Raw genomic sequence first — 25,048 nt, forward strand, 5'->3', positions numbered from 1 at the left:
AAGATAAATCTTAATCAGGGATTGGCGTTCAATCTGTATTAACTCCTTGCTAAAGCATTATCTTTTACTATAAATAGTTAAAAATACAGCTACTATCGAAAATAAAATTAGTTCAATAATAAAAATTATACGAAAAAGCCAGATCCTATCTAACAATCTTTAAACCAATTATAAAACCAAAACTACTCAGATAGATTTTAGATATTAATACATGTATTCATTGCTATTTTCATATAAATATAAGAGGCTTTTAGCCAATATAAATAAAGAGGAAATAGTTCTAAACAGTTTTATGAAGTCTAAAAAAATGAATAAAACCGCTTTACAATTAAAAATTGTATTTTTTTAAAACAAAGAATGACAAGATATTGCAAAATTATCAACCAAAATTAATATATACTTAAAGTTTTACTCCCCGTACTTATCTTAGTTAGAATATTTTGATTATTAACATAACATAGCCTAGGTGAATAAGCTTTAAGCTCTTCTTCAGAGTACACAGCATACGCAGCAATAATTAACATATCACCTACATTCACTTTACGAGCAGCAGCACCATTAACTGAAATAATACCAGAATTATCCTTACCAAGAATTGTATAAGTTGTAAAACGGTTACCATTATTAATATTATATATTTGAATTTGTTCAAATGCACTAATACCTGCTGCATCTAACAACACACCATCAATCTCACAAGAACCTTCATAGTCCAGTTCAACTGCAGTTGTTGTTACCTTGTGCAATTTAGCACTCAAAAAAATTCTTTTCATAAAAATAAACTAACCTAAAAACTGAATCATAATACCTGCTGCAATTGCTGAACCAATCACACCAGCAACATTAGGACCCATTGCATGCATTAATAAAAAATTATGTGGATTAGCTTCTAAACCTACTTTGTTAGAAACACGAGCTGCCATAGGTACTGCAGAAACACCAGCAGAACCAATTAAAGGGTTAATTTTATTTTTACTAAACACATTCATACACTTTGCCATTAACACCCCACAAGCTGTACCAATGGCAAAAGCTACCATACCTAAAAGCAAAATACCTAAAGTATCTAATTGTAAAAACTTTTCTGCCATTAATTTTGAACCTACCGCCAAACCTAAAAAAATAGTCACAATATTAATTAAGGCATTTTGCATTGTATCACTCAAACGATTAACCACGTCAGATTCTTTCATTAGATTGCCAAAGGCAAACATACCCAGTAGTGGTGCTGCATCAGGCAACAATAAAGCCACTAACATTAACAACATAATAGGAAAAATAATCTTTTCAGATTTTGATACTTTACGCAATTGAACCATTTCAATTTGACGTTCCTTCTTAGTTGTTAAAGCACGCATAATTGGCGGTTGAATAAGTGGCACTAAAGCCATATAAGAATAAGAAGCAACTGCAATTGCACCTAATAAATCAGGTGCAAGTTTTGAAGCAACATAAATACTAGTTGGCCCATCAGCACCGCCAATAATGCCAATAGCAGCAGCATCAGTTAAGCTAAAGTCAAAAATTCCTAACACTGTTAAACCAATAGCGCCTAACAAGGTAACAAAAATACCAAATTGTGCTGCTGCACCAAGTAGCAATGTTTTAGGGTTAGCCAATAGCGGACCAAAGTCAGTTAATGCGCCCACACCCATAAAAATAATAAGTGGAAATGCACCAGACTCAATACCAACTACATAGAATATATGCAAAATACCACTACCCTCAGCAATACCTGCGCCTGGAATATTAGCTAAAATTGAACCAAAACCAATAGGTAATAACAACAATGGTTCAAAATTTTTAATGATTGCTAAATATAAAAGCAAAATACCAACCAATAGCATCAAACCTTGTCCCCAAAACATTTGATGAAGGCCTGTGTTAATCCAAAGTGTGTTTAATTGTTCCATATTAAAATCTAAAATTATGCGAGTATTAATAGAGTTTGACCTACGTCGACTGTATCACCTTCCTTAATCTCAATATCAGTCACAACACCACTTCTAGCGGCCTTAATTTCAGTTTCCATTTTCATGGCTTCAAGAATAACCAAAACATCTCCTTGTGCAATTTTTTGATTCACTTCAACTATTATTTTCCAAATAGTCCCTGATAATGGCGCACCAATAACCTCGCCTTTTGTTGTTGGTGCTATACTAAGTATTTCTTTTTCTACTGGGGTTGATATTTTTGTTTGATCATAAGAGGCTTTCATTGACGTAATATCACCCCCCGCTGAAACATCAACAGTATAAGAATTGCCTTTAAACGAAATGGTGTAAGTTTCTTCCTTTTTATTAGATTTTTGACAACTATCAACTACCTGTGACATTGGCTCAAAAAAATCAGGATTATCTCGATTTTGTAAGAATAAAATACCTACTTGTGGGAATAATGCATAAGTCAATAAATCATCAATCTTTTCTTTAGCCAAAACAATTCCTTTCTTGGCAACAATTCTATCAAATTCTTTTTCAAGAATCTGCATCTCTGGTGCAATATTATCAGCAGGCCTGCAAGTAATTGGCTCACCACCATCCAAAACCTTAACTTGTAAAGCTTGATCAACAGGTGCAGGTGTTGCGCCATATTCACCTTTAAGCACCCCAGCAGATTCTTTAGTAATTGTTTTATAGCGTTCACCAGTAAGTACATTAAGAACAGATTGTGTTCCTACAATTTGTGAGGTTGGTGTTACCAATGGTATATATCCTAGGTCCTTACGTACACATGCAATTTCAACTAATACTTCATCCATCTTATCAAGTGCACCTTGCTCACGTAATTGACTTTCCATATTGGTTAACATACCACCTGGCACTTGAGATAATAAAATTCTTGAATCCACTCCTTTAAGCAAACCTTCAAACTGTGTATATTTACAACGCACTGATCTAAAATAAGCATCAATTTCTTCTAGTTTTTTTAAATCTAGGCCTGTCTTTCTTGGACTATTTTCTAAAATAGAAACCACAGAATTAGTCGCACTATGACCATAAGTCATACTCATAGAACCAATAGCCGTATCAACACGATCAATACCAGCTTCAACAGCCTTAACAATGGTGGCAGTAGATAATCCAGTTGTTGCATGAGCATGTAGTTGAATAGGAATATCAACAACCATTTTTAATGCCTTAATCAAATCATAAGCCACATATGGTTGCAATAAACCTGCCATATCTTTAATACAAAGAGAGTGTGTGCCCATATCTTCAATCTCTCTAGCCATATCTAGCCATGTTTGAATGTTATGTACAGGACTAATTGTATAGGATAACGTACCTTGCGCATGTTGACCAATCTTAACCGTTTGGTCAGTTGCTGTTTTAAGGTTACGAATATCATTCATTGCATCAAAAATACGGAAAATACTCACGCCATTTTTTGCGCTTTGATCTACAAATTTACGAACCACATCGTCACTATAATGACGATAACCTAATAAATTTTGTCCTCTAAGCAACATCTGTTGAGGTGTGTTAGGCATTACTTTTTTAATCTCACGAATTCTATCCCAAGGATCTTCTCCTAAATAACGAATACACGAATCAAAAGTTGCCCCACCCCAAGACTCTATTGACCAATAGCCTATTTTATCTAATTTATCTGCAATTGGCAACATATCATCAATACGCATACGTGTTGCAAATAAAGACTGATGCGCATCTCTAAAAACAAGCTCTGTAATTTCCACTTTTTTACCTTGTGAACTATCAGACCTTTTAGTTAATTTTTTAAAAAAATCTAGCATGATCCTTATGTTCCCCTATGCATTTTTATTGCTTGTTCGATGATAAATTTAGTCTCTTCATCCATATCATCCTTAAACTCAGAGTTATGATAATCTTGCTTATCATGAATTTTACTTTGAAATTTTTGGATAATCATAGACATTAACTTAGTAATACCAACTAACAAAGTTAAAAATAAAAATACAAACCCCATACCAAACAAAGTTAAATTAAGCGCTTGAGTTATAAAATCTATTTGTTTCATATTATGATTTTTTATTAATTTGGTACCGATGGACGGAATCGAACCGTCACCCCCGAAGGAACTGGATTTTGAATCCAGCGCGTCTACCAATTCCACCACATCGGCAATATTTTTATTTATGTCTAAAAGTAATTCTTCCTTTAGTTAAGTCATAAGGCGTCATCTCAACGGTTACTTTATCACCTGGAAGGATTCGAATATAATGCTTGCGAATTTTGCCAGAAATATGTGCCAGAATACAATGACCATTTTCTAACTCAACCATAAAAGTTGTATTAGGTAACTTTTCTTTAACAAAACCTTCTAACTCGATGTAATCACTTTTTGACATAAAATCGCTATAAATTTCCAACTAAAACCAAGTTATTTTACCCGATTGTGAGAGGATAGTTAAAAAAATCATAAGCTAGATATCTAACTTTTATAGAAATTGAAAATGCTTTAATCTTAACCAAATCAGTTATAATAATAATATTTTTTATTATAAACATATTAATGAAAATCAGTTTTGAGTTTTTTCCACCCAAAACAGAACAGGGAAAAGAAAAACTAATCCAAGTTAGACAAAGTTTAAGTGTAGTATCGCCTAAATACTTTTCAGCCACTTCTGGTGCTGGTGGTACAACACAAGATACAACCTTAGAAACAGTATTAGATATTCAAAAAAATAATAATATTCCAGCCACACCACATTTATCTTGTATTGGCTTAAAAAAATCTAATATTATTGAATTATTAGACAAATACAAAGATATAAATATCAATCATATTATTGCACTAAGGGGAGATATTCCATCTAATATAAGAAATATAGGTGATTTTCATTATGCTAATGAATTAGTTGAATTTATTCGATCTAAATATAATGACAACTTTAACATTGAAGTAGCAGCCTACCCTGAAATGCATCCACAAGCAAAAAATATAGAAAGTGATTTAACACACTTTGTTAACAAAGTTAAAGCAGGTGCAAATGGAGCAATTACACAATACTTCTATAATGCTGATGCCTATTTTAGATTCCAAGATGACGTGCAAAAACTAGGGATAAACATTCCAATCACACCAGGAATTATGCCTATTACCAATTATACTAAATTGCTTAATTTTTCTAGTATGTGTGGCGCACAAATTCCAAAATGGATTTTAGAACGACTTAAATTTTATGAAAATGATCTAGAATCACTTAATGATTTTGGATTTGATGTTGTTGCTAATTTATGCCAAACACTCAAGAACCAAGGTGTAAATAGCTTCCATTTTTATTCAATGAATCTCGTTGAACCATCTCTTAAATTAGCAAAAAACATAATATAAATTAATATATTCTCAATTTAAATTAGATTGTGTCTTAATCCAATATTGAAGTTTATGCAAAGACACTTTATCTTGAGTATGACAACATTTCTCAAATATATTTAAACGACTATACAATTCTTCAAGCACCATTGCATAGTGTTCATTTCTTAGCTTTTCTTTATATAGTTTAGATTTAAGTGCAGTAACAATATTGATTAATTTTTCTTCATTTTCTTGTTTAGTAAAATCATCTACGCCAGCTTTAAACATAGCATCAGACTTTATTTGTTGCATTTTTTGCATGTATTTATCTTGTTCTGAATGTAAACTTATCTTAGGGTAAGCTAACCTAATACTATCCGTTGTTACATAGCCCTCGTGAGTTTGTAACTTACCCAAATTAATTTGTGTTTGAATATGAGCACGACTTACGCCAAGTTTACGTGCTGCTTGTGAAACGCTTAATTTAATCACACTTTCTCTCCAAAAAACCATTAAAGATAGCTGATAAATTAACTACATTTTACTGGTTTGTCAAGTGTATTAAGATTCATTAATACTGAAATAATACCATTATTACTGGTATTTGGAGTAACTAATACTTTATCAAACTCAATTGAATTGACATAAATTTTGATCCTTTCACTCAAAACGACCAATAAATAGTTTTTCAATTTATCAACATGATTAATTTGATTAACTATTTTTATTAGAGATTTCATATTATCTATACTGGTAATACTAATAACACCTTCTCTACTTAACAAGAATTTATCAAGAGATTGACAATGTAAGTGACTAATATCACAGCAAACACGTTCATATACCTCAACATATTCAACTTGATTTCCTTGCTTAATCAAACCTTGCTTTAAGGTCTCTCTACCACCCCTACCCCTAAAAATTAAAATTGTTTTACCATTCAACTGGGTTACACTATCAAGTTCTAACAGAGCTTCGCTAGAAGCCTTATTTTTAGGAAAATCATTAATAATAATATTATTTTCACTCAACTTTTTAGCAGTAGCACTACCCACTGCTAAAACCTGCTGATAACTAATCTTCTTCAGAATCTTTAATCCATATTCAACAGCATTAGCACTAATAAAAATAATCACATCATAATGATTTTTTTCTGATCTAATATCGATAGGGTGAAGCTTTAAAGTTGGGAAAAAAAGTGGATTATTACCGCTTTTAACCACCATATTTTGTAGTTCTTCTACTTGTAAAGCTGGTCTAGTCAACATTACATTCACTGACTAAAACCCTAATATTTCAGCAATAATTCGTATTTTATTCAATGTTTCACTTTCTGCATACTTACAAATAAGTACAATTTTAGTATTAACTAACGATACATCTTGTAAAAAATTTCTAATTTGTTTTTCATCCAAAATATTAGAAGTATAAAGAATAGGAAATTGAGTAAAATAAAAATATTTATTTGTTATTAGCTTGGTATTTAAATCAAACTTAAGTTTTTTATCAGACTGAAAACATAATTTATAATCACTTAATATTTTCATTACTTCATTACTTGGTTGTTCATCCAGTTCACAAAATAAATTAAATTGAGATCGATATTGATGGATTGGTTGCAGTAGCAATATAAGCAAAGGTATCTCTAATAACTGTGTCTGTTCAATATATACAACTAATTCGAACACCTCATCTGACTCTTTCAATTCTATAAATATCTGTTCAAGATCCTCCTTAGTATCAATTTTTAAAGATAATGCTTTGAATAAGGTTGAATAATAATCAAACCGCCATTCATTAGGTAAATCATCAGGATAAAAATCGTCAAGCAAATCTAAGTCACTACGACCAATTAATAATTCTGTTTTATTCATTTGGTTTTATATGTCTTTATAATAAAATAAAAGTTTTATACAAAGATCTATTTATTAAAAAATGCCAGATATTCTACTACCAATTATTGCCTTGTTATCAGGATTTACACTTTTAATTTGGAGTGCGGATAAATTTACTGAAAATGGGGTAAAAATTGCTAATATTTTTAAAATATCACCCTTTATTATTGGGATAATCATATTAGGATTTGGCACTAGTATACCTGAAATATTAATATCAGCACTTGCCGCTATAAAAGGTAATACAGGACTTAGTATTGGCAATGCAGTTGGTTCTAATATTTTTAATATTTCCCTAATATTAGGTATTAGCGCAATTATTTCCCCAATTAACATACAATGGGATATCTTAAAAAAAGAATGGTTATTTTTAATGATTACTACACTTTGTGCAGGATTTTTGTTATATGATTATCGCCTTGATTTTAAAGATGGTTTGATTTTATCATCTTTATTAGTTTTATTTTTTGCTTATATCTTTAAACAAGCAAAAAATAAAACACATCATAATTTTGATGAATTTAAACATAATATCAATAAGAATCAAATTAAAAAAACTCAGATAATTCTAATTATAAGCTTAACGATTTTGGTCTCTAGCGCAGAACTTATAGCCTGGGGTGGTGTAGAAGTAGCTAAAATATTTGGTATTTCAGATCTTATTATTGGGCTTAGCATTATAGCTCTAGGAACTAGCTTACCAGAACTAGCGGTATCAATCTCAAGCGTTTTGAAAAAACAATATACAATGGTGGTTGGCAATATAATCGGCTCTAACATATTTAACACTATTGCTGTATTAGCTATACCAGGATTAATCCATCCATCAGATGTACCAATTGAAGTTATAAATAGAGACTATCCACTCATGTTATTATTGACTATTTTATTGTTTGTTATTTCTTACAAGTTTAGCAAAAAACATATTATTAATCGTTTTGGAGGGTTTTTTCTTGTTGGTATATTTAGTCTTTATATGTATCAATTATTATGAAATTAACTCTTAACAATGAGTCTGATACTTATCATATTGCACATCAATTAGCTCAGTGTACTCAGTTAGTTGATAGTTGCATTGTTATTTATTTAGAAGGTGATTTAGGAGTTGGAAAGACTACATTTGCTAGAGGTTTTATCCAGTTCTATGGATTTGATCAAGTTAAAAGCCCTACCTATTCTCTTGTAGAAAGCTATATCAATGATAAAATCAATATTCACCACTTTGATTGTTATCGATTAGGCGATGCACAAGAGTTAGAATATATTGGTATTCGAGAATATTTAGCACCTGGGCATATTCAGTTGATTGAATGGGCAGAATTAGGCAAAGGTATAATTGCGCCAACAGATATGATAATTAAAATAACTGATGATTTAGATAAGCATGAACTACAAATAACAACTCATACACAAGTTGGTAATCAACTACTTGCATGCATCAACTGATAGAAACTTTTTCCAATAAAATTTATTTATCTTTGTTACAAACAATAGAAACACATTGTTTATTAAACCAGTACCTGAATAAACTAAAACTACAATTGATATTAAAGATGACTAAAATTTTATAGAATTACCCTAAAAAAATCATGATATCCATAAACAGAAATTAGAATTTTAAGATAAACTGAATAAAAACAACCCTTTACATAAAAACAAAAAAAAAGATTCTATTATTTTAATTATGCCATAAACTTCCTCTATGTTAGCTATAACTACATTTATTATTCATCTTTAAGATGAATAATAACTTAAAATTCAAAAGAACAAGATTAATATTGCTAACGCAATTTATTATTATAGGTATTTTAAATTATTACAAATAAATCTTATAAGCTACTTGTTATTTAACTTATCAGGTGCACATTCCTTTTCTGGTGGTTCATAATTTGGATCGTTTGGGTTCATAAATACAAAATGATAATCGCTATTTTTATCTATCTGGTCAAAATCCACCACCATACCTTCAAGTAATACTTTTTGATCATAAGCAAAAATATACTCAATACCATTAGATTTAAGGTGGATATCGCTGTCATTACGATCATCAAAACCCATAAAATATTGAAAACCATCATCAGTTTTATCGACAAAAAAGCGAATCAAAAGTCCTTTATTTTCTGGATTATGAGTTGATAAAATGATTTCATCCGACGCCTTTTTTGTAATTATAATCATAGCTCCTGTTCTTTAACCTTATTTATAAAATCCACAAATTGTATAACCCATTCATTACTCGCTACATTATGCAAATGTGTGTATGAAGCCAAAAGATTATACTTCATAATACCATCAAACTTATTACTCACACCTACACCACGCAAAACATTAAAAGCATAGCGTGTATTGGAATTAATATTTTTAAGCTTTGAGTAGTGAAATTCATGTGCATAAATATGCTTAGATACTCCAGACCAACAATGCTCATCGGTTGGTTCTAACTCAACATAACCTCTACCAATAGGCTTAGACATCATATAACTATCTGCATCAATTATACCAATCATTGAATAAGTTTCTTTATTATTAGTAATGCTATTGGTTAAATACATTAAACCACCACACTCTACATACGTTGGTAAATTGTGTTCTATTTTAGTTTTAATATCTTCTAATAAGGATTGATTAGCATTTAACGCCTCAAGTTGCATTTCTGGAAAACCACCACCGATAAACAACCCATCACATATTGGCAAATTATTATCTTTAAGTGTATCAAAGTATTTTATACTAACGCCTAATGACTCAAATTTATCCAAATCATCCTGATAATAAAAATTAAACACAGCATCTTTAGCAATAGCAATAATGATTTTTTCCTTAATTGTATTGACATTTGTATATGTGTTAATAATTTTATTATTGGACTTAACGCAATTAAAGTCCAATAATATATTAAGATCAACTTGATCAGTAATAATATTAGCAACTTTTTTGATAAAAATTTGCGATTGTGATGTTTCGTTAGCAGGCATTAATCCTAAATGACGCTCATCAATTATTAATGCTTTAGAACGACGTATACAGCCTAACACATGAATATCAGTGTAATAATTAATAGCCTGTATCAATTTTGATTCATGACGCTCACTAGCTACTTTATTTAAGATAACACCAGCAATATTTATCTCTTTATCAAATACTTGATAACCACTAAGCAGTGGTGCAACACCACGGGTAATACCTGTACTGTCAATCACTAATATCACAGGAGTCATTAATAATTTAGCAAGATCGGCGTTAGCATCACCACCAGTAACACTCATACCATCAAACAAACCTTTATTTCCTTCAATAATATCAATATCACTATTTGAACTTTGGTTTTGATACAACTGGATTATTTCATCATCAGTCATGTTATAAAAATCTAAATTATAACAAGGGTTTCCACTGGCTTTAGAAAGCCAAATAGGGTCAATATAATCAGGCCCTTTTTTAAAAGTCTGGACATTTAAAGATTGTTGTTTAAATGCAGCACATAATCCTAAACTAATAACAGTTTTTCCTGATGATTTATGAGCAGCAGATAAATAAAACGATAAAGACATTAATATCTACTTAATTTTAATATAAAACTATCCTTTATGATATGAATCAGTCAAATCATCTTCCAAACTCTCCGGTAAGAATGCTAAAAATTTAACTAAAAATGTAACTATAATGATTGCTAAAGCAATACCACCAATACCAAGAAAAATTTCTGGTAATGAAACTAAATATTGAGCAATATCACCATAACCCTCTAAAATCTCCTTGCCTGGAAATAACTCCATTGGATAAGCCTGACCCCCAATGATAATAACGTATAATTGGACAAACCCACCAATAATAATTAACACAGAAGACAAACCTAACATTGAACGATCTCCTTTAGTAAAAGGATGATAAATCAATACCATGGGAACAATACCACCCAAAATAATTTGACCATACCAAAATAATTTTGTATAAATACCACCATCAAAAAGAATAAAGTTCTCAATACCAGCATTTTCTGCTAAGTACAAATTACCCAAATGATATACCGCTACAAAATACATAACTGCTGCAACAAATACACCTAAAAGATTTCTTAAACGATTTACTATAATATTTCCTAAAGGCCTGTTAGTCCACTTATAGCTCGCCATTAAAATCAGTATGAAAGATGCCAACCCAAATGAAAAAGACATAATGATAAACATAGGAGCCATAATAACAGCATCATAAGCTTGTCTAGCAACTAAAAATCCAAAAATAGAGCCTGTTCCTGTAGTTAAAATTAAACGCCAACTAAAAGCAACTAAACCCACTTTATGACTAAACTTATCCATACGACGCTCAAACATCATCCATAAATAAATAGCAACTACTACAAAGAAGCCATTATATAAAATAATATTCCAAGCAAAAATTGATTTAAAATTATATTCAGTCATTGCAACAATTAAACGATCTATACGACCTAAATCAAGAACTAATACCATTAACCCTCCGGCTAATAATGATAACGCAACTAAACCAGATAAACGTGATAATGATTTATATAGCTTTTTATTAAACACAGAAGAAATTGAAGCCACGTTTAATGCACCACTTGCTGCTATTATCAAGAATAAAGCAAAAACATGTGGTATACCCCATACAATACGATTATTCATACCAGTCACAAAATGACCGTAGTGCTCTACATAGTATACACTGCCTAGTGCAGCCAAAATTAAAATCCAAAGTCCTGTAATTAAAGTATAAAAGCCTAGGCTTTTTCCTTCAATTTGCTCAAAACGAATATTACTCATAAAATTCCAAAATTAAATTTATTATTTAAATACCACTATAGCGCACGCCAGTATTTAGATTAAGATCTGACCTGATTTGTGAAGATTGAATTATTTTCAGGGTTTGGTTTATTTGGCTTGATTCATCATACAAATTACCAAAAATGACAGCTTCGCTATTAACACTTTCAACACAAGCAGGTGTTTCGCCTTTGTCAATCTTGTGTACACACATCGTACAAGCTTCAACTGTGCCTTTACCACGAGGCATATGTTCTTTCTGATTGTTTAATGTTTCATGTACAAATGAACGTGCATCATATGGACAAGCCATCATACAATAACGACAACCAATACATAAATGCTTATCTACCAACACAATCCCATCTTCACGTTTCATAGAAGCGTTGGTTGGACAAACATCAACACAAGGCGGTTCTTCACAATGCTGACACATAAGTGCAAGATTACTTACTTTATTAGTTGCTTTATCTTTAACCTTTAGTTTTTTAATCCAGCCTGGTTTTTGACTAGCTGTTGAGTGTGTTTCAGTACCCCAACCTTGTTCTTGTTGACAAGCATTAACCATGCCATCAATATCAGTCTCAGTTAACTTATTGGTATCAATCAACAAGCCCCAACGCTTTTTATTGGTAACAGGTATTTCATTAACACTAGCAAATGTGGTAAGTGTAATACCACTAGCAACTATAGCAACCCCTGTCGTTGTTGCATTCATGATTTTAATAAAATCTCGACGATTTAATGTTTTATTCATAATAAACTTTCCCTTGGAACCGTACGATGACAACTGAAACAATCAAAACTAACACCGACTTTCTTATGACAATCTGAACAAAATTGACCTTTCTTATCAACTGAGTAATATTGATTGTTTATCTTATTTTTATTAACATGGCACGAAACACAACCTTTTAAAGAATATTCATTTGTTCGTATACCTTTACGCAAGGTTTTATTACGTTTATGACGTAATAATTCAGGATGCATTTTTCGAATAATTGAAGGACTTTCATGAAATACTTTACCGGATACTTTAATAGAACTAGCTTGTTCACCAAGATTAGCATATTCGTCAATATACGCAAATACACTACTTACCAACAAACTTAAAAAAACAACCAAAAAACGATTCATAATTTTTATCCAGCTTAGATTAAATCGAATTACTCACCAAGACCCATTTGTATATAACCAGTCGGACAAACATCAGCACAAATATGACAACCAATACACTTATTGTAATCAGTATCAACATACCTACCTAACGTTGCTTTATCTTTCTTAACTTTAAATACCGCATCTTGAGGACAATACATCACACAGTTATCACATTCAAAACATAATCCACAAGACATACAACGGGATGCTTCTTTTTGCGCTTCCTTTTCAGTATAGCCAATTAAACGCTCATTAAAATTACCTAATACATTATCAACATCCACTAATTTGTGATTACGTTGATTCTGTTGTTCATGGTCAAAATGACCTAAGAATAATTCTGTATGTGGAATTATGGAAGCAAATGCCCGATCTTCATAATTATGCACGGCAAAATTAGCGCTATCTGTTGCAGTTGCAACGTCAGAACCTGACTTATAAGATTTAGGAGCAAGGTCCCATTCTTTTAATTTCTCCATTAAATCAAAATAACTAACGTCGACCTTAGGCCGAGTATGCTGCTCGGAACCTGAAAGATAATCACCGATACTTTCGGCAACAACTGATGCTTGACCAATAGCAGTTGTCAATAAGTGCGGACGAATCACATCACCACAAACAAAGAAACCTGGCTTATTAGGCACTTGATAATTCTTATCTGCGTCAATAAATCCATGCTTATTAAAGAAAGAAATATCTATACCTTCAGAATCAACACCTTGACCAATTGCAGAAACAATTAGTTCACACTCAATGTCAAACTCAGAACCTTTAATTGGGGTACTACCATCCTCTTCTAAACGAATCATGCGTAATGCAGTTGCACGACCATCTTTTCCTGTAATTACTTCAACAGGTTGTAATTGACCTTGAATTTCAACACCTTCACGAGTTGCATCATCAATTTCTTCTTGTGCTGCCGGCATATTTACAACAGTAGAACGTGTTGTTAATAATACATCTGCACCTAAGCGCTTAGAGGTATCAACCACATCATGTGTTGTATCACTAAAAATAATATGTTCAGGACGATCTTTCTCAGCAGCATTATTAATATTACCCAAACGACGTGCGACTGATACAACATCAATAGATGTATCACCCCCACCAATACAAATTACTTTACCTGTAATATGCCTTAAACGACCTTGATTATACGCTTCAAGAAAAGCAATACCAGAAACACAATTTGTTGCTTTACCTCCTGGTACAGGCAATGTACGACCACTCATAGCACCTATCGCAAATAAAACTGCATCAAACTTTTTCTCTAATTCATCAATAGTAATATCAATACCAACTTTGGTATTCATTCTAGTTTCAACACCTGTATTGATAATACGGTCAATCTCATAAGATAACACATCACGGGGCACACGATAATCAGGAATTCCGTACATCATCATTCCACCTAGTTGATTGTATTTTTCAAATATAGTTACGCTATGACCTTGACGACGTAATTTAAGTGCTGTTGTTAAGCCACCACAACCACCACCAATAATAGCCACTTTTTTACCCGTGTCTTTAGCATTAATTGTAAATGTATAACCCTCAACTTTTGCATTATCACCAATAAACTGTTCAACCGCATTAATACCAACTGTATTCTCAACTTCATTACGATTACAACCATCCTCACAAGGTGCTGGACAAACACGACCCATTATTGATGGAAATGGATTTGAATCTGTAGATCTTTGAAATGCATACTCTTGCCAAGATAGTTCACCAGAAGGCTTCTCCATACCACGAACAATATCTAACCATCCACGAACATTATGTCCTGAAGGGCACGAACCTTGACAAGGTGGTGTTTGGGTAACATAAGTAGGACACTTATGAGAAGTATCTTCTTTAAAAATCTTTTGACTCCATGGTACTGTTTTTTGCTCATCACCATCATTCGTATACAATCTAAATGTATGGTTATCGCTTTTAGTTGGCATACCATACGGATTCTTCTGCATATTAAATCTCCTTATATTCGTTTAAAATTATTCTATTTCTGCCATAATAAAATCATCAGTCAACTTCTGATTTATCCTCCTGAACTTCTATTTTTCGCTTATCCATAATAATCGCCTCACTCACTAATTGATGAACACTCACAATCATATATGGATCAAAATCAAATTTAGGAAGCACCTTAGAAAACTGCGACTTACAGATAGCACAAATAGCAGCTAATGTATTCACGCCATTGTCTTTTTCAACTGTTTTCAGTGCTTGCATTCTTGGCATTGCACCTTTTACACGAATTTCCATTAAATCGTCTGTTAGCAAACCTCCTCCACCACCACAACAAAAAGTTGACTCTTTAATAGTGCTACGCTCCATATCAACATAATTATTACATACAGATTTAATAACTTCACGTGGCAAAATAAATTGACCACCTAAAATACCGCCCATATTGGTTGCGCGTGCAACATTACACGAATCATGGAAAGTAACTGTACGATCATCATTAGCAGACTTATCAAATACTAACTTACCTCTTTGAATTAAATCATGAGTATATTCAATAATATGTTGTGGTTGAGGATAACGATGATCTAATTGATCTTGTAATTTTTGACTAAATTCATCAGCAGCACCCACACCTACACCCGATAAAGTATTCCAAAAACTATAAGCAACACGCCAAGCATGTCCACACTCACCTACCATAACCCGGGACACTTCTAAATCAAGAGCTGCTTTACGTATTCGTAAAGCAGCTTTACGCATAACATCATAAGAACCAATAAACATACCGAAGTTAGCCCCTTCAGAAGCATATGAACTTAACGTCCAACTCACTCCATCCTGATGGAATACCTTACCATAACCAATTAACCCATCAATATGAGGTTCAGCAAAAAAATCTGCTGATGGAGTAATTAATAAAATTTCAGCGCCTTTTTGGTCCAATGGATATTTAACAGCAATTCCTCCTGTCTCTTCTTCAATTTCTTCCTCAAGATCAAGCAATGTATCACGCAAAGCTGGTTCAGGCAAACCTAAGTTATTACCAATTGTTAAAGCCTTACCTAAGATTTGATTACAGTATTTTTGACCTATACCAACCACATCAAGAACCTCACGAGCTGCCATTGAAATTTCAGCTGTATCAATACCGTATGGACAGAATACTGAACAACGACGACACTGTGAACATTGATGAAAATAGTTATACCAATCATCCAACATATCATTGTCTAATTCCTTAGCACCTACCAACTTAGGGAAATATTTACCTGCAAAAGTAAAATAGCGACGATACACGCTTCTAAACAAATCTTGACGTGCAACCGGCATATTTTTCGGATCTGAAGAACCTAAAAAGTAATGACACTTATCAGTGCAAGCACCACATTTAACACATGAATCTAAAAATACTTGCACGGAGCGATATTTAGACTTAATCTCACCTATTTTATCAATAGCAACTTTCTGCCAATTGTCTACTTTTTCACCAGGAAATCCTAATGGATTTTGAAATTCTTGTGCAGATTTAAATGGTCCTTCACCATCCATAACACCTTCTTTTAACTTAGGAGTTTCAAGATAAGTAGGTAATGCCGGAATGTCAAATTCTTTTACCATACTATTCATCCTTACCTAAAATTTGTTTTAATCGTATTGCATGTTCTTTTTCTTGTTTAAGTGCCCAAGGTGCAATATGGCGCTTTGAACGAGCATTATCCACCTGATTGAGTGTTGGACTAAAAAAAATACCTGGCATATGTAATAATTTAGAAATTGGAAAAATTGCCATCAACACAAACACCAAAAAAATATGTATTAAAAAATATACTTCTGTTGGTAAATTTTTCCAATTAAAACTCACTAGCCCTGAGGCAAATTCCTTTACCATAATAATGTCTGTATGATTACTGGTAAATGTCATAATCATTCCACTTATGCCAATAATAAGTAACATAATTAACATTAAATAATCACTCGGAGCTGAAATATAACGGATACGATCAACAAAAATACGACGTAGCATCAATCCAATAAGACCAATCACCATCACAAAAGCAGCGTATTTAAAAGATTGAGTTAATAAAAAAATATCAGGTAAATCATAAGGCCAAAAATAACGTATATGACGAATTAAAATCAATAATAAACCAATATGAAATAACCAGCCAAACAACCAAATCCATTTATTTGATCTGAATAAACTTTCAAATAAAACTATTTCACGAATTATACGCATAACTACACCTTTTTGTGTTAACGGAGTTGGTGCAATAGGAATTTTAAGAGGAGCTGGAGTTATCCCAAATTGATATATTTTTTTCACCATCCCAATAAAAAATACAATTAATGAAATATAAAATAAAGCGGTAAAAAAAATGCTTATTACAGACATGTTGCTCTCAAATTCAATGAATAAAATATCAAAAAAACATTCACAAAAGCAAATGTTTTTATTACGTTTGTATTGACTTAAATACAACCAGTTGGTTTTGGCAATCCAGCAAAACGACAACCTTGTTTACCAGGGCCATATGGAAATAAAGAATATAAATACTTAGAGTTACCTTTATCTTTACCCATTCTTTTAGCAATCGCTTTAGTTAATACACGTACTGCAGGTGCAATTTGATACTCTTCAAAATATTCACGTAAAAAATTAATCACATCCCAATGTTCATTACTTAATAAAACATCATCATCTTTTGCCATTTGTTCAGCAATTTCCTTACTCCAATCACCTAGATCTACCAAGAAACCTTCTTCATCTACTTCTGCGCCTAAAATATCAGCCATTTTTTTTACTCCTATATAAAAATTATAAATTAAACCCAAGAAACCGAAGTTCCATGTTCAACAACCAAATCAACAAAACCTGTATAATCAATTAATTTAATATTATCAATAAGTTTTGAAGAAATTCCTCTCGCCTTAACATCACCTTGAAGCGCATAAACTCTACCTTGATTGGCAAGATTGGCAATCATTGATGAATTAATATTTTTTGTCGCAGAAATAACACCATCTTCAATTAATAAAATGACACTTGTATCATCAATTATATTAATACAGGATTTGAGTGAATTTCGCTCAAAAGATGATTTATTAACAGTATGTAACATATTCAATTCCCTTAAAAACTAAAACATACGTCTTGTTTAGACATAATTTTTGAAATCTCTGCATTAGAAACCACTTTAATACTTGATTTTTCTACCCAATTATCATCCTCATCTTCATACACTAAAGGCATTAAATCATCTACACTTAGACCTCTTTCTTCTAAAGACTCCGCTGATACATAAAGTTTATTAATTTCATAATCTCCTAAAGCATGAAAAGTTTTAGAGAAATTCTTCATACCAATACCATTAGTATTTTGACCTTCAATAATTTGATACACACCATCATCAATAAAAGCCAAAGAGACATCTTGATCAAACGCTGCAGCAACCAATACAACTTCCAACGACTCAATTGCATATACTGTACCAAATGAAGAACGACGATTTAAATACATAAATTTTTTAATTGCCATAAATTAGTCTCCAAATACTACTAAACGATCGGACTGAATGCCTGCTTCAATCAACTGACCTAAACCAGAAATACGAAATGCTGGATGAATATTATTACCATCAATACCATTTTTGCTCGCTTCGGATTCATCTAACATTCCACGACGAAGCGCTGCTGCTACACATACAACAAGTTCAGGTTCGCTATTAGCGTTCTTAATTCCTAACTCAGCCCACTGGTTAACAACATTACGATCGTCTTGTGGAGGTATTGTAAAACGTGATGCATTATTCACACCATCATGATAGAAAAATACACGAAAAATTTCATGCCCTTTTTCAATTGCTGCTTTAGCAAATTGATATGCTGTATCAGATGCTTGATGCTGATATGGTCCTTCGTTAATTTGAATAGAAATCTTCATAATAAAAGCTATTTAAAAACGAATATATGCAGAAGAATTTAACTCATGACGCGCACCCTTCCAATCATTGATATGAAATTTAGTAAACGGCAAACCTGTCTTCTCAAAAAATGCTGGCCAACCAATACGGTCAACCCATTCACCCATTCTTTCCCAATCACGAGCATCTTCTTTATAAATAGATAAAATATTTTTAACCACTGCAGTAACTTCTGGCCATCTTGGTGGATTATTAGGCAAATTAGAAGCAACTAATTTATGAAACGAAGGTTTAGATCTAGCATTTGAGTTCTTACCACCAATCCATAATGCAATCTTAGAATATTCAGGATCATTAATTTGCATCGGCGGGCATGGCGGAAAGCATGCACCACAACAGATACATTTCTTCTCATCAACTTCCAATGTTGGCTTGCCATTAACCATTGCAGGACGAATCGCAGCAACTGGACAACGTGCTACAACAGTGGGACGCTCACACACGTTAGCCACTAAATCATGGTTAATTTTAGGTGGTTTAGTATGTTGAACATTAAGAGCAATATCACCTTGACCACCACAATTAATCTGACAACAAGAAGTAGTCATATGTACACGATTAGGCATTTCTTCTCTAGTGAATTCCTCATGCATTTCATCCATGAGTGACTTTACAATACCAGAAGCATCTGTACCTGGAATATCACAATGCAACCAACCTTGAGTATGTGAAATCATGGTTACTGATGGACCTGTACCACCTACAGGAAAACCTGATTCAGTTAGTGCTTCAATTAATGACTCAACTTTAGCTTCATCAGCCACCATATATTCAACATTAGAACGCATAGTAAACCGTACATGTCCATCAGCAAATTCATCAGCAATATCAGCTAATTTTCTAATAGTATACACATCCATTTGACGTGAAGTGCCACAACGAACTGTCCAAATTTCTTCATGATTTTTTGAAGTGTGATGTAATACACCTGGACGAGGACGATCATGATAAACCCATTGTCCGTAGTTACGACGCATGGTTGGATGCATGTATTGAATAGGATCAGGACAACCTGATTCAATAGGCATTCTTGGTGCTTTAGCCATTTTATTTCTCCCAATATATTATAAAATTAGGTAAAATCTACATTCACCTAAAAGTTTGTTATTTAAACTATATGATTATGCACTTACCTCTGCTTTATTTTCAAACCACTTAATAGCTTCTTCGTCCCATGTATCCATACGAACATAAGATGAAGTACGTGTAGAATTAACCATATTAGGATCTACGTTAAGGCCAATTCCTTCAAGAAAATTAACCACACCAATACGCTCAATCATTTCACCAGTTCTTTCATGTTCTAATGCATTTTCAGCAAAGAAATCAATCACTTCACCTGCCAAATTTTCAATTTCTTCAAGATTATCTGCTGTATCCATTTTCATAAATGGCACAACTACTGAACCAAATAAATCACCAATTTTAAGCGTACGCTTACCGCCCATAATAATCATAACACCTTTATCATCACCAGTTGCTAGAATAGGCTCTACATCACCTTTAGCAATATATTTATGAGTTAAGGGGCTAGTAACATTTAAACAATGCATACATTTAACACAATTCTTGTTATCAATTGTAACCGAATCGTCCTCATTAAGAGTCATAGCACTAGTAGGACAACGAGAAATAATATTATCAACAACATAACTACGACCTTTATCTGCCACCATAGACTGCCATAAATATTGGTTAACTTTAATATCATCTCTCCAGGTACCAATAACTGCAAAGTCAGCACGTTGAACTGTATTCATACAATCATTTGAACAGCCTGACACTTTAAATTTCATCTTATATGGTAGTGCTGGACGATGCATATCATCTAAAAAAGCATTAACTAATGTACGCAAAACCGCTTGCTCATTAACATTTGACATCTCACAACGTGAAGCACCGACACAAGACATTCCTGTACGTACTGCAGGACCAGCACCACCTAAATCAAAACCATAATCATTAAATGTATTAAAAATAGTCTGTGTTGTTTCTTCAGTAGCACCTTGTAACATGATGTCGCCTGATTGACCGTGTAATGCAATTAAACCAGAACCTCCATTATCTACAAACATATCACACATATCTCTTAATAAAGTTGATGTGTAGTGCATCCCTGCTGGTGGTTGAACACGCAAGGTATGAAACTCACCTGCCGCAGGAAACTTATACTCTCCTTTATCATCTTTTAACTCATTAAAACGTGGAATGATACCACCACCATAACCAATAACACCAACTGTACCACCTTTCCAATAGCCTTTTTTGGTTACATATGAAGTTTCTAGTGTGCCTAATACGTCACGCGCCATCTCAGCACCAGCATGACTATCGCTTGCTAATCTTTTAAGTCCTGTAACGAATGAAGGCCATGGACCATTTTCCAACTCATCAAGGTTTGGTGTGTTATATAACTCTGCCATTTTATCTCTCCAGTATATTAAATAAATCCCTTGGATGTTCTCACAAGAAGATGTTGAACAAAATAAATTATACTTAAAATAGGGATAATACTAGAGCTGATTAGTGGTACTAACTACTACCCTTAGGAGGTAGATTAGTTTAATCTTTACAGATTACTAGCTATAAATAAAAACTAATAGAATTAGTTAATGACATTGAAAATTATACTAAGGAATAATAATTAAAAAAGTATCTCATGATAAATATTCATTAACTTTAACAGCAACACCACGACCTTCATTAATAGCCCATACAACTAACGACTGTCCACGACGACAATCTCCAGCAGTAAAAATACCTTTTTGTGATGTTTTATATTGACCATATTTAGCTTTATAATTACCATGTTCATCAAGCTTAATATTAGCATCATCACTTAAATAATGTTCAGGAGAAACAAATCCCATTGATAATAAAACTAATTGCGTACTCCAAGTTCTCTCACTACCATTAATTTCCATAAATTCTCCGTTTTGAAAATCCACATTAACCGTATTTAAACCAATTACAAAGTCCTGATCATCTTTAATAAATGATTTAGTCATTAAACAGTATTGTCTTGGATCTTTACCAAATATTTCTGTTACTTCAGTGTGTCCATAATCTACACGATAAATAAGTGGCCATAGCGGCCAAGGATTGTTTGACATACGTTTAGTTGGGGGTTTACTCATTAATTCAAAGTTAACAATAGATCTTGCACCTTGACGTAACGCTGTACTAATACAATCAGTACCTGTATCTCCACCACCAATCACAATCACATCCTTATCTTTAGCAGATAAATCTGACTCTTCTGCATATCCGTTGTCCAATAAGCTTTTGGTATTTTTAGTTAGATATTCCATTGCCAAGTGCACTCCCTGTGCTTGGCGATTATTCACTAACAAATCACGTGCTTTACTCACACCTGTAGTAAGTATAAGTGCATCAAAATCCTGTTGCAATTGTATTGTGGTAATATCCTTACCAACATTGACATTTATTATAAATTCAATTCCTGAATTTTGCATTAATTTAACACGGCGATTAACCACATCTTTACTAAGTTTCATATTCGGAATGCCATACATTAACAAACCACCAATACGATCATCACGCTCAAATATAGTAACACTATGACCTATTTTATTTAATTCATCTGCTGCTGCCAAACCTGCAGGACCAGAACCAATAATAGCAATTTTCTTACCTGTTCTGTACTCAACTATATATGGTTTAATACGATCTTCATCAAAACCTCTATCAATAATAGCTTGCTCAATATTCTTAATCGTGACTGCAGAATTATTAATGCCTAATACGCAAGAACCTTCACAAGGTGCAGGACAAACACGACCTGTAAATTCTGGAAAATTATTAGTTTTCAATAAACGTGTTAACGCTTCTTGCCATTTATTATGATAAATTAAATCATTAAATTCTGGAATGAGATTATCAACTGGACAACCGTTCTCTGACTGGCAAAAAGGCACACCACAATCCATACATCTTGCAGCTTGTTCTTGAAAATGAACTACATCACTATAACCTGTAAAAATTTCACCATAATCTTTAATACGTAAATCAACAGAACGATAATCATCAGTTTTTCGATTAAATTCTTTAAAACCAGTTATCTTTCCCATAAATAAATAAACACTTATAATTTAATGTCAAACATTATGCCATATTTATTAAAAAATTACATCATTCAAAAGAATAATAAAATTTTATATATCATATTCTTATCTTGTTCACTAAAAAAATAACGGTATAATTATTTCCTTTTTATAAAAGTTTTTTAAAGGAATACTATAAAATGAATTTAATTGACCAAATTGAAAAAGAACAATTAAGATCAGACCTACCTTTATTCGTATCAGGTGATACTATTATTGTACAAGTAAAAGTACGTGAGGGTGAACGTGAAAGGTTGCAAGCATTTGAAGGCGTGGTTATTGCTAAAAAAAACCGGGGTATTGGCTCAGCATTTACAGTTAGGAAAATTTCTCATGGTGAGGGTGTTGAAAGAGTTTTTCAAACCCACTCAAAAATGATTGACTCAATTGAAGTAAAGCGTCGTGGAAAAGTTCACCAAGCCAAACTTTACTATCTTCGTGGTCTTACTGGTAAAAAAGCTAGGATAAAAGAAAAGCTCCAAATTAGAAAATAAGCAAATTTATTTTTATAAAAAATAATCAATAATTTTAATTATTTCTGTTTTAATAACTATATTTACAAGTTCGCACTTCTTATCAAAAAACTGAAATTTTCCCTAAATAACTCTTAATCTATCCGAGTTATCATAGGGAAATGGATGAGGTTTTCCCGTATTTATGTTTGATAATAAGACTTATAAAGTACTAATTAAACATATGTATGAAGTCATTTAATACTAAAAAATTTTAGCAATATTAAGAGAATAATTTGAACTGTTGGGATTATATTCAAAATAAAATACGATAAAGATTATTAGTTACCAATCAGTAATCTAAAGAGACTATAATAAGATGATGATGTCTTATACATAATACGTATAACAATTAAAACAGCATAAATACATTTTTAGTAATCAAAAACTTATTGATACTAATTTTATAAATAAACACCAATAACATCTAAAGGTGATACGAAAATTATTCAAAAGTTATCCAAATATAATCTCATATCATTACCAAATGATGATAAATATTTGTTATGTATATAACAGTAATTAAAAACTTTAATGAGTTACTTACTGATCCAAATATTCAAAACTAAATTTATTAACGTTATCATAATAATATCACTAAATCATATTTTAACCAAGATAGAATTACAAACTAAGACTTATTCGGATGAATCTACATAACATTTGGTATTACGATTAGCATTAATCTTATTTAATCTAGTTACAAGGAATAGAATTAGAAATAAATAGGTGAGTATCAAGTTTTTAACCCACATTCCAAAAATTATTATAAATACTTTTGAAAGGTATTGTTATATTTAGGATGTGGAAATAAATATAACCTACTGTGAATATAGAACTTAATTTCTATTCAGACGTTTAAATATAATATTCAACACTTAATATTTTATAAATAATATCACCCTTCGGTGCTTTTACTATTACCTTGTCACCTTCTTTATTACCCATTAACGCACTGGCAATTGGTGAATGACATGAAATCTTACCTAGGGAAATATCAGCTTCATCCTCACCCACAATTTGATACGTAATTTCACTATTATCTGTAAAATTCATTAGAGTAATAGTAGTACCAAAAACACAACGACCATCTTGACTAAGTTTAGTTACATCAATAATCTGCATACGAGAAAGCTTTAATTCAATTTCTTTAATTCGACCCTCAACAAAGCTTTGTTCTTCTTTAGCAGCATGATATTCTGCATTTTCTTTAAGATCTCCATGAGCACGTGATACCCTAATATCTTCGATAATACGAGGACGACTAACATCTTTAAGTTTAAGCAGTGCTGCTTCTAGTGCTTTTGCACCAAAAGCAGTAACTGGTATACTATTCAT

General features: G+C 32.3%; 28 protein-coding genes and 1 tRNA gene. 4 read left to right on the forward strand and 25 right to left on the reverse strand.

Going from position 1 to position 25,048, the window contains the following annotated elements; translation table 11 throughout:
- Nucleotides 1-389: 389 nt before the first annotated feature.
- The 6 genes from panD to infA all read right to left on the reverse strand — a co-directional run bounded on the left by panD (nt 390) and on the right by infA (nt 4,333).
- Nucleotides 390-773 carry an aspartate 1-decarboxylase gene (panD, locus tag HUW60_RS03900; protein WP_190600231.1) on the reverse strand — a complete coding sequence of 128 codons (384 nt, stop codon included), beginning with the start codon at nt 771-773 and terminating at the stop codon, nt 390-392.
- A 9-nt stretch (nt 774-782) separates the two neighbouring features.
- Nucleotides 783-1,913, reverse strand: a complete 1,131-nt coding sequence (locus tag HUW60_RS03905; RefSeq protein WP_190600232.1) for a sodium ion-translocating decarboxylase subunit beta — start codon at nt 1,911-1,913, stop codon at nt 783-785.
- 14 nt (nt 1,914-1,927) lie between these two features.
- Complete coding sequence (gene oadA, locus HUW60_RS03910; protein ID WP_190600233.1) at nt 1,928-3,757, reverse strand: sodium-extruding oxaloacetate decarboxylase subunit alpha; 1,830 nt, start codon at nt 3,755-3,757, stop codon at nt 1,928-1,930.
- Nucleotides 3,758-3,762: 5 nt separating this feature from the next.
- The gene (locus HUW60_RS03915; protein WP_190600234.1) at nt 3,763-4,002 is read right to left on the reverse strand and encodes an OadG family protein; all 240 of its coding nucleotides are present in this window, start codon (nt 4,000-4,002) and stop codon (nt 3,763-3,765) included.
- Nucleotides 4,003-4,022: 20 nt separating this feature from the next.
- A tRNA-Leu gene (locus tag HUW60_RS03920) sits at nt 4,023-4,107 on the reverse strand.
- A 7-nt stretch (nt 4,108-4,114) separates the two neighbouring features.
- On the reverse strand, nt 4,115-4,333 hold the full coding sequence (gene infA / locus HUW60_RS03925) for a translation initiation factor IF-1 (protein WP_011930150.1): 219 nt from the start codon (nt 4,331-4,333) through the stop codon (nt 4,115-4,117).
- Nucleotides 4,334-4,497: 164 nt separating this feature from the next.
- Between infA and metF the strand changes: the two genes are divergently transcribed.
- On the forward strand, nt 4,498-5,319 hold the full coding sequence (metF, locus tag HUW60_RS03930; protein ID WP_190600235.1) for a methylenetetrahydrofolate reductase [NAD(P)H]: 822 nt from the start codon (nt 4,498-4,500) through the stop codon (nt 5,317-5,319).
- Between the two features lie 12 nt (nt 5,320-5,331).
- Here metF and HUW60_RS03935 read toward each other — a convergent pair whose 3' ends face one another.
- The 3 genes from HUW60_RS03935 to HUW60_RS03945 are packed head-to-tail and all read right to left on the reverse strand — an operon-like array spanning nt 5,332 to nt 7,157.
- Nucleotides 5,332-5,775 (reverse strand): hypothetical protein, encoded by a 444-nt coding sequence (locus tag HUW60_RS03935; protein ID WP_238924460.1) that lies wholly within the window; start codon nt 5,773-5,775, stop codon nt 5,332-5,334.
- A gap of 38 nt (nt 5,776-5,813) precedes the next feature.
- The gene (locus HUW60_RS03940) at nt 5,814-6,551 is read right to left on the reverse strand and encodes a uroporphyrinogen-III synthase (protein ID WP_238924462.1); all 738 of its coding nucleotides are present in this window, start codon (nt 6,549-6,551) and stop codon (nt 5,814-5,816) included.
- 12 nt (nt 6,552-6,563) lie between these two features.
- Nucleotides 6,564-7,157, reverse strand: a complete 594-nt coding sequence (locus tag HUW60_RS03945) for a hypothetical protein (RefSeq protein ID WP_190600238.1) — start codon at nt 7,155-7,157, stop codon at nt 6,564-6,566.
- Between the two features lie 61 nt (nt 7,158-7,218).
- On the opposite strand from HUW60_RS03945, the gene HUW60_RS03950 reads away from it, so the two are divergent.
- A complete protein-coding gene (locus HUW60_RS03950) occupies nt 7,219-8,172 on the forward strand; it encodes a calcium/sodium antiporter (RefSeq protein ID WP_190600239.1) in 954 nt (317 codons plus the stop codon).
- Nucleotides 8,169-8,624, forward strand: coding sequence for a tRNA (adenosine(37)-N6)-threonylcarbamoyltransferase complex ATPase subunit type 1 TsaE (tsaE, locus tag HUW60_RS03955; RefSeq protein WP_190600240.1), 456 nt, complete (start codon nt 8,169-8,171; stop codon nt 8,622-8,624). The genes HUW60_RS03950 and tsaE overlap by 4 nt, the downstream gene beginning before the upstream one ends.
- Nucleotides 8,625-9,014: 390 nt before the next feature.
- Here tsaE and HUW60_RS03960 read toward each other — a convergent pair whose 3' ends face one another.
- The 15 genes from HUW60_RS03960 to HUW60_RS04030 all read right to left on the reverse strand — a co-directional run bounded on the left by HUW60_RS03960 (nt 9,015) and on the right by HUW60_RS04030 (nt 23,165).
- Nucleotides 9,015-9,356 carry a HesB/IscA family protein gene (locus tag HUW60_RS03960; protein WP_190600241.1) on the reverse strand — a complete coding sequence of 114 codons (342 nt, stop codon included), beginning with the start codon at nt 9,354-9,356 and terminating at the stop codon, nt 9,015-9,017.
- On the reverse strand, nt 9,353-10,729 hold the full coding sequence (locus tag HUW60_RS03965; RefSeq protein ID WP_190600242.1) for a cobyrinic acid a,c-diamide synthase CobB: 1,377 nt from the start codon (nt 10,727-10,729) through the stop codon (nt 9,353-9,355). The genes HUW60_RS03960 and HUW60_RS03965 overlap by 4 nt, the downstream gene beginning before the upstream one ends.
- Before the next feature lie 27 nt (nt 10,730-10,756).
- A complete protein-coding gene (gene nrfD / locus HUW60_RS03970; protein ID WP_190600243.1) occupies nt 10,757-11,959 on the reverse strand; it encodes an NrfD/PsrC family molybdoenzyme membrane anchor subunit in 1,203 nt (400 codons plus the stop codon).
- Nucleotides 11,960-11,984: 25 nt separating this feature from the next.
- Nucleotides 11,985-12,716: a sulfate reduction electron transfer complex DsrMKJOP subunit DsrO gene (dsrO, locus tag HUW60_RS03975; protein WP_190600244.1), complete on the reverse strand. Its 732-nt coding sequence runs from the start codon at nt 12,714-12,716 to the stop codon at nt 11,985-11,987.
- Nucleotides 12,713-13,096, reverse strand: a complete 384-nt coding sequence (locus HUW60_RS03980; RefSeq protein WP_190600245.1) for a sulfur reduction protein DsrJ — start codon at nt 13,094-13,096, stop codon at nt 12,713-12,715. Before HUW60_RS03980 ends, dsrO begins: the two co-directional genes overlap by 4 nt.
- 29 nt (nt 13,097-13,125) lie before the next feature.
- Nucleotides 13,126-15,090 carry an NAD(P)-binding protein gene (locus HUW60_RS03985; RefSeq protein ID WP_190600246.1) on the reverse strand — a complete coding sequence of 655 codons (1,965 nt, stop codon included), beginning with the start codon at nt 15,088-15,090 and terminating at the stop codon, nt 13,126-13,128.
- 55 nt (nt 15,091-15,145) lie between these two features.
- Nucleotides 15,146-16,711: a sulfate reduction electron transfer complex DsrMKJOP subunit DsrK gene (gene dsrK / locus HUW60_RS03990; RefSeq protein ID WP_190600247.1), complete on the reverse strand. Its 1,566-nt coding sequence runs from the start codon at nt 16,709-16,711 to the stop codon at nt 15,146-15,148.
- 1 nt (nt 16,712) lies between these two features.
- Nucleotides 16,713-17,486 carry a respiratory nitrate reductase subunit gamma gene (locus HUW60_RS03995; protein ID WP_190600248.1) on the reverse strand — a complete coding sequence of 258 codons (774 nt, stop codon included), beginning with the start codon at nt 17,484-17,486 and terminating at the stop codon, nt 16,713-16,715.
- A 77-nt stretch (nt 17,487-17,563) separates the two neighbouring features.
- Entirely contained in the window at nt 17,564-17,887 is a 324-nt protein-coding gene (locus tag HUW60_RS04000; protein WP_190600249.1) for a TusE/DsrC/DsvC family sulfur relay protein, read from the reverse strand.
- Nucleotides 17,888-17,916: 29 nt separating this feature from the next.
- The gene (gene tusB / locus HUW60_RS04005; protein WP_190600250.1) at nt 17,917-18,213 is read right to left on the reverse strand and encodes a sulfurtransferase complex subunit TusB; all 297 of its coding nucleotides are present in this window, start codon (nt 18,211-18,213) and stop codon (nt 17,917-17,919) included.
- An 11-nt stretch (nt 18,214-18,224) separates the two neighbouring features.
- The gene (tusC, locus tag HUW60_RS04010) at nt 18,225-18,629 is read right to left on the reverse strand and encodes a sulfurtransferase complex subunit TusC (RefSeq protein ID WP_190600251.1); all 405 of its coding nucleotides are present in this window, start codon (nt 18,627-18,629) and stop codon (nt 18,225-18,227) included.
- 3 nt (nt 18,630-18,632) lie between these two features.
- On the reverse strand, nt 18,633-19,034 hold the full coding sequence (tusD, locus tag HUW60_RS04015; protein ID WP_190600252.1) for a sulfurtransferase complex subunit TusD: 402 nt from the start codon (nt 19,032-19,034) through the stop codon (nt 18,633-18,635).
- A gap of 12 nt (nt 19,035-19,046) precedes the next feature.
- On the reverse strand, nt 19,047-20,120 hold the full coding sequence (gene dsrB, locus HUW60_RS04020; RefSeq protein WP_190600253.1) for a dissimilatory-type sulfite reductase subunit beta: 1,074 nt from the start codon (nt 20,118-20,120) through the stop codon (nt 19,047-19,049).
- Nucleotides 20,121-20,195: 75 nt separating this feature from the next.
- On the reverse strand, nt 20,196-21,497 hold the full coding sequence (gene dsrA, locus HUW60_RS04025; RefSeq protein ID WP_190600254.1) for a dissimilatory-type sulfite reductase subunit alpha: 1,302 nt from the start codon (nt 21,495-21,497) through the stop codon (nt 20,196-20,198).
- 234 nt (nt 21,498-21,731) lie between these two features.
- Complete coding sequence (locus HUW60_RS04030; protein WP_190600255.1) at nt 21,732-23,165, reverse strand: glutamate synthase subunit beta; 1,434 nt, start codon at nt 23,163-23,165, stop codon at nt 21,732-21,734.
- Nucleotides 23,166-23,338: 173 nt separating this feature from the next.
- Between HUW60_RS04030 and rplS the strand changes: the two genes are divergently transcribed.
- Nucleotides 23,339-23,692 (forward strand): 50S ribosomal protein L19, encoded by a 354-nt coding sequence (gene rplS, locus HUW60_RS04035; RefSeq protein WP_190600256.1) that lies wholly within the window; start codon nt 23,339-23,341, stop codon nt 23,690-23,692.
- Between the two features lie 876 nt (nt 23,693-24,568).
- Here the strand turns inward: rplS and greA are convergent.
- Entirely contained in the window at nt 24,569-25,048 is a 480-nt protein-coding gene (greA, locus tag HUW60_RS04040) for a transcription elongation factor GreA (RefSeq protein ID WP_190600257.1), read from the reverse strand.

This window comes from Candidatus Vesicomyosocius sp. SY067_SCS001 (assembly GCF_014706615.1).
Lineage (GTDB): Bacteria > Pseudomonadota > Gammaproteobacteria > PS1 > Pseudothioglobaceae > Ruthia.

Excerpts from the sequence above, each read along its gene's own strand:
- panD (WP_190600231.1), bottom strand. The coding sequence starts at position 773 with ATGAAAAGAATTTTTTTGAGTGCTAAATTGCACAAGGTAACAACAACT.
- HUW60_RS03905 (WP_190600232.1), bottom strand. The coding sequence starts at position 1,913 with ATGGAACAATTAAACACACTTTGGATTAACACAGGCCTTCATCAAATG.
- oadA (WP_190600233.1), bottom strand. The coding sequence starts at position 3,757 with ATGCTAGATTTTTTTAAAAAATTAACTAAAAGGTCTGATAGTTCACAA.
- HUW60_RS03915 (WP_190600234.1), bottom strand. The coding sequence starts at position 4,002 with ATGAAACAAATAGATTTTATAACTCAAGCGCTTAATTTAACTTTGTTT.
- infA (WP_011930150.1), bottom strand. The coding sequence starts at position 4,333 with ATGTCAAAAAGTGATTACATCGAGTTAGAAGGTTTTGTTAAAGAAAAG.
- metF (WP_190600235.1), top strand. The coding sequence starts at position 4,498 with ATGAAAATCAGTTTTGAGTTTTTTCCACCCAAAACAGAACAGGGAAAA.
- HUW60_RS03940 (WP_238924462.1), bottom strand. The coding sequence starts at position 6,551 with ATGTTGACTAGACCAGCTTTACAAGTAGAAGAACTACAAAATATGGTG.
- HUW60_RS03945 (WP_190600238.1), bottom strand. The coding sequence starts at position 7,157 with ATGAATAAAACAGAATTATTAATTGGTCGTAGTGACTTAGATTTGCTT.
- HUW60_RS03950 (WP_190600239.1), top strand. The coding sequence starts at position 7,219 with ATGCCAGATATTCTACTACCAATTATTGCCTTGTTATCAGGATTTACA.
- tsaE (WP_190600240.1), top strand. The coding sequence starts at position 8,169 with ATGAAATTAACTCTTAACAATGAGTCTGATACTTATCATATTGCACAT.
- HUW60_RS03960 (WP_190600241.1), bottom strand. The coding sequence starts at position 9,356 with ATGATTATAATTACAAAAAAGGCGTCGGATGAAATCATTTTATCAACT.
- HUW60_RS03965 (WP_190600242.1), bottom strand. The coding sequence starts at position 10,729 with ATGTCTTTATCGTTTTATTTATCTGCTGCTCATAAATCATCAGGAAAA.
- nrfD (WP_190600243.1), bottom strand. The coding sequence starts at position 11,959 with ATGAGTAATATTCGTTTTGAGCAAATTGAAGGAAAAAGCCTAGGCTTT.
- dsrO (WP_190600244.1), bottom strand. The coding sequence starts at position 12,716 with ATGAATAAAACATTAAATCGTCGAGATTTTATTAAAATCATGAATGCA.
- HUW60_RS03980 (WP_190600245.1), bottom strand. The coding sequence starts at position 13,096 with ATGAATCGTTTTTTGGTTGTTTTTTTAAGTTTGTTGGTAAGTAGTGTA.
- HUW60_RS03985 (WP_190600246.1), bottom strand. The coding sequence starts at position 15,090 with ATGCAGAAGAATCCGTATGGTATGCCAACTAAAAGCGATAACCATACA.
- dsrK (WP_190600247.1), bottom strand. The coding sequence starts at position 16,711 with ATGGTAAAAGAATTTGACATTCCGGCATTACCTACTTATCTTGAAACT.
- HUW60_RS03995 (WP_190600248.1), bottom strand. The coding sequence starts at position 17,486 with ATGTCTGTAATAAGCATTTTTTTTACCGCTTTATTTTATATTTCATTA.
- HUW60_RS04000 (WP_190600249.1), bottom strand. The coding sequence starts at position 17,887 with ATGGCTGATATTTTAGGCGCAGAAGTAGATGAAGAAGGTTTCTTGGTA.
- tusB (WP_190600250.1), bottom strand. The coding sequence starts at position 18,213 with ATGTTACATACTGTTAATAAATCATCTTTTGAGCGAAATTCACTCAAA.
- tusC (WP_190600251.1), bottom strand. The coding sequence starts at position 18,629 with ATGGCAATTAAAAAATTTATGTATTTAAATCGTCGTTCTTCATTTGGT.
- tusD (WP_190600252.1), bottom strand. The coding sequence starts at position 19,034 with ATGAAGATTTCTATTCAAATTAACGAAGGACCATATCAGCATCAAGCA.
- dsrB (WP_190600253.1), bottom strand. The coding sequence starts at position 20,120 with ATGGCTAAAGCACCAAGAATGCCTATTGAATCAGGTTGTCCTGATCCT.
- dsrA (WP_190600254.1), bottom strand. The coding sequence starts at position 21,497 with ATGGCAGAGTTATATAACACACCAAACCTTGATGAGTTGGAAAATGGT.
- HUW60_RS04030 (WP_190600255.1), bottom strand. The coding sequence starts at position 23,165 with ATGGGAAAGATAACTGGTTTTAAAGAATTTAATCGAAAAACTGATGAT.
- rplS (WP_190600256.1), top strand. The coding sequence starts at position 23,339 with ATGAATTTAATTGACCAAATTGAAAAAGAACAATTAAGATCAGACCTA.
- greA (WP_190600257.1), bottom strand. The coding sequence starts at position 25,048 with ATGAATAGTATACCAGTTACTGCTTTTGGTGCAAAAGCACTAGAAGCA.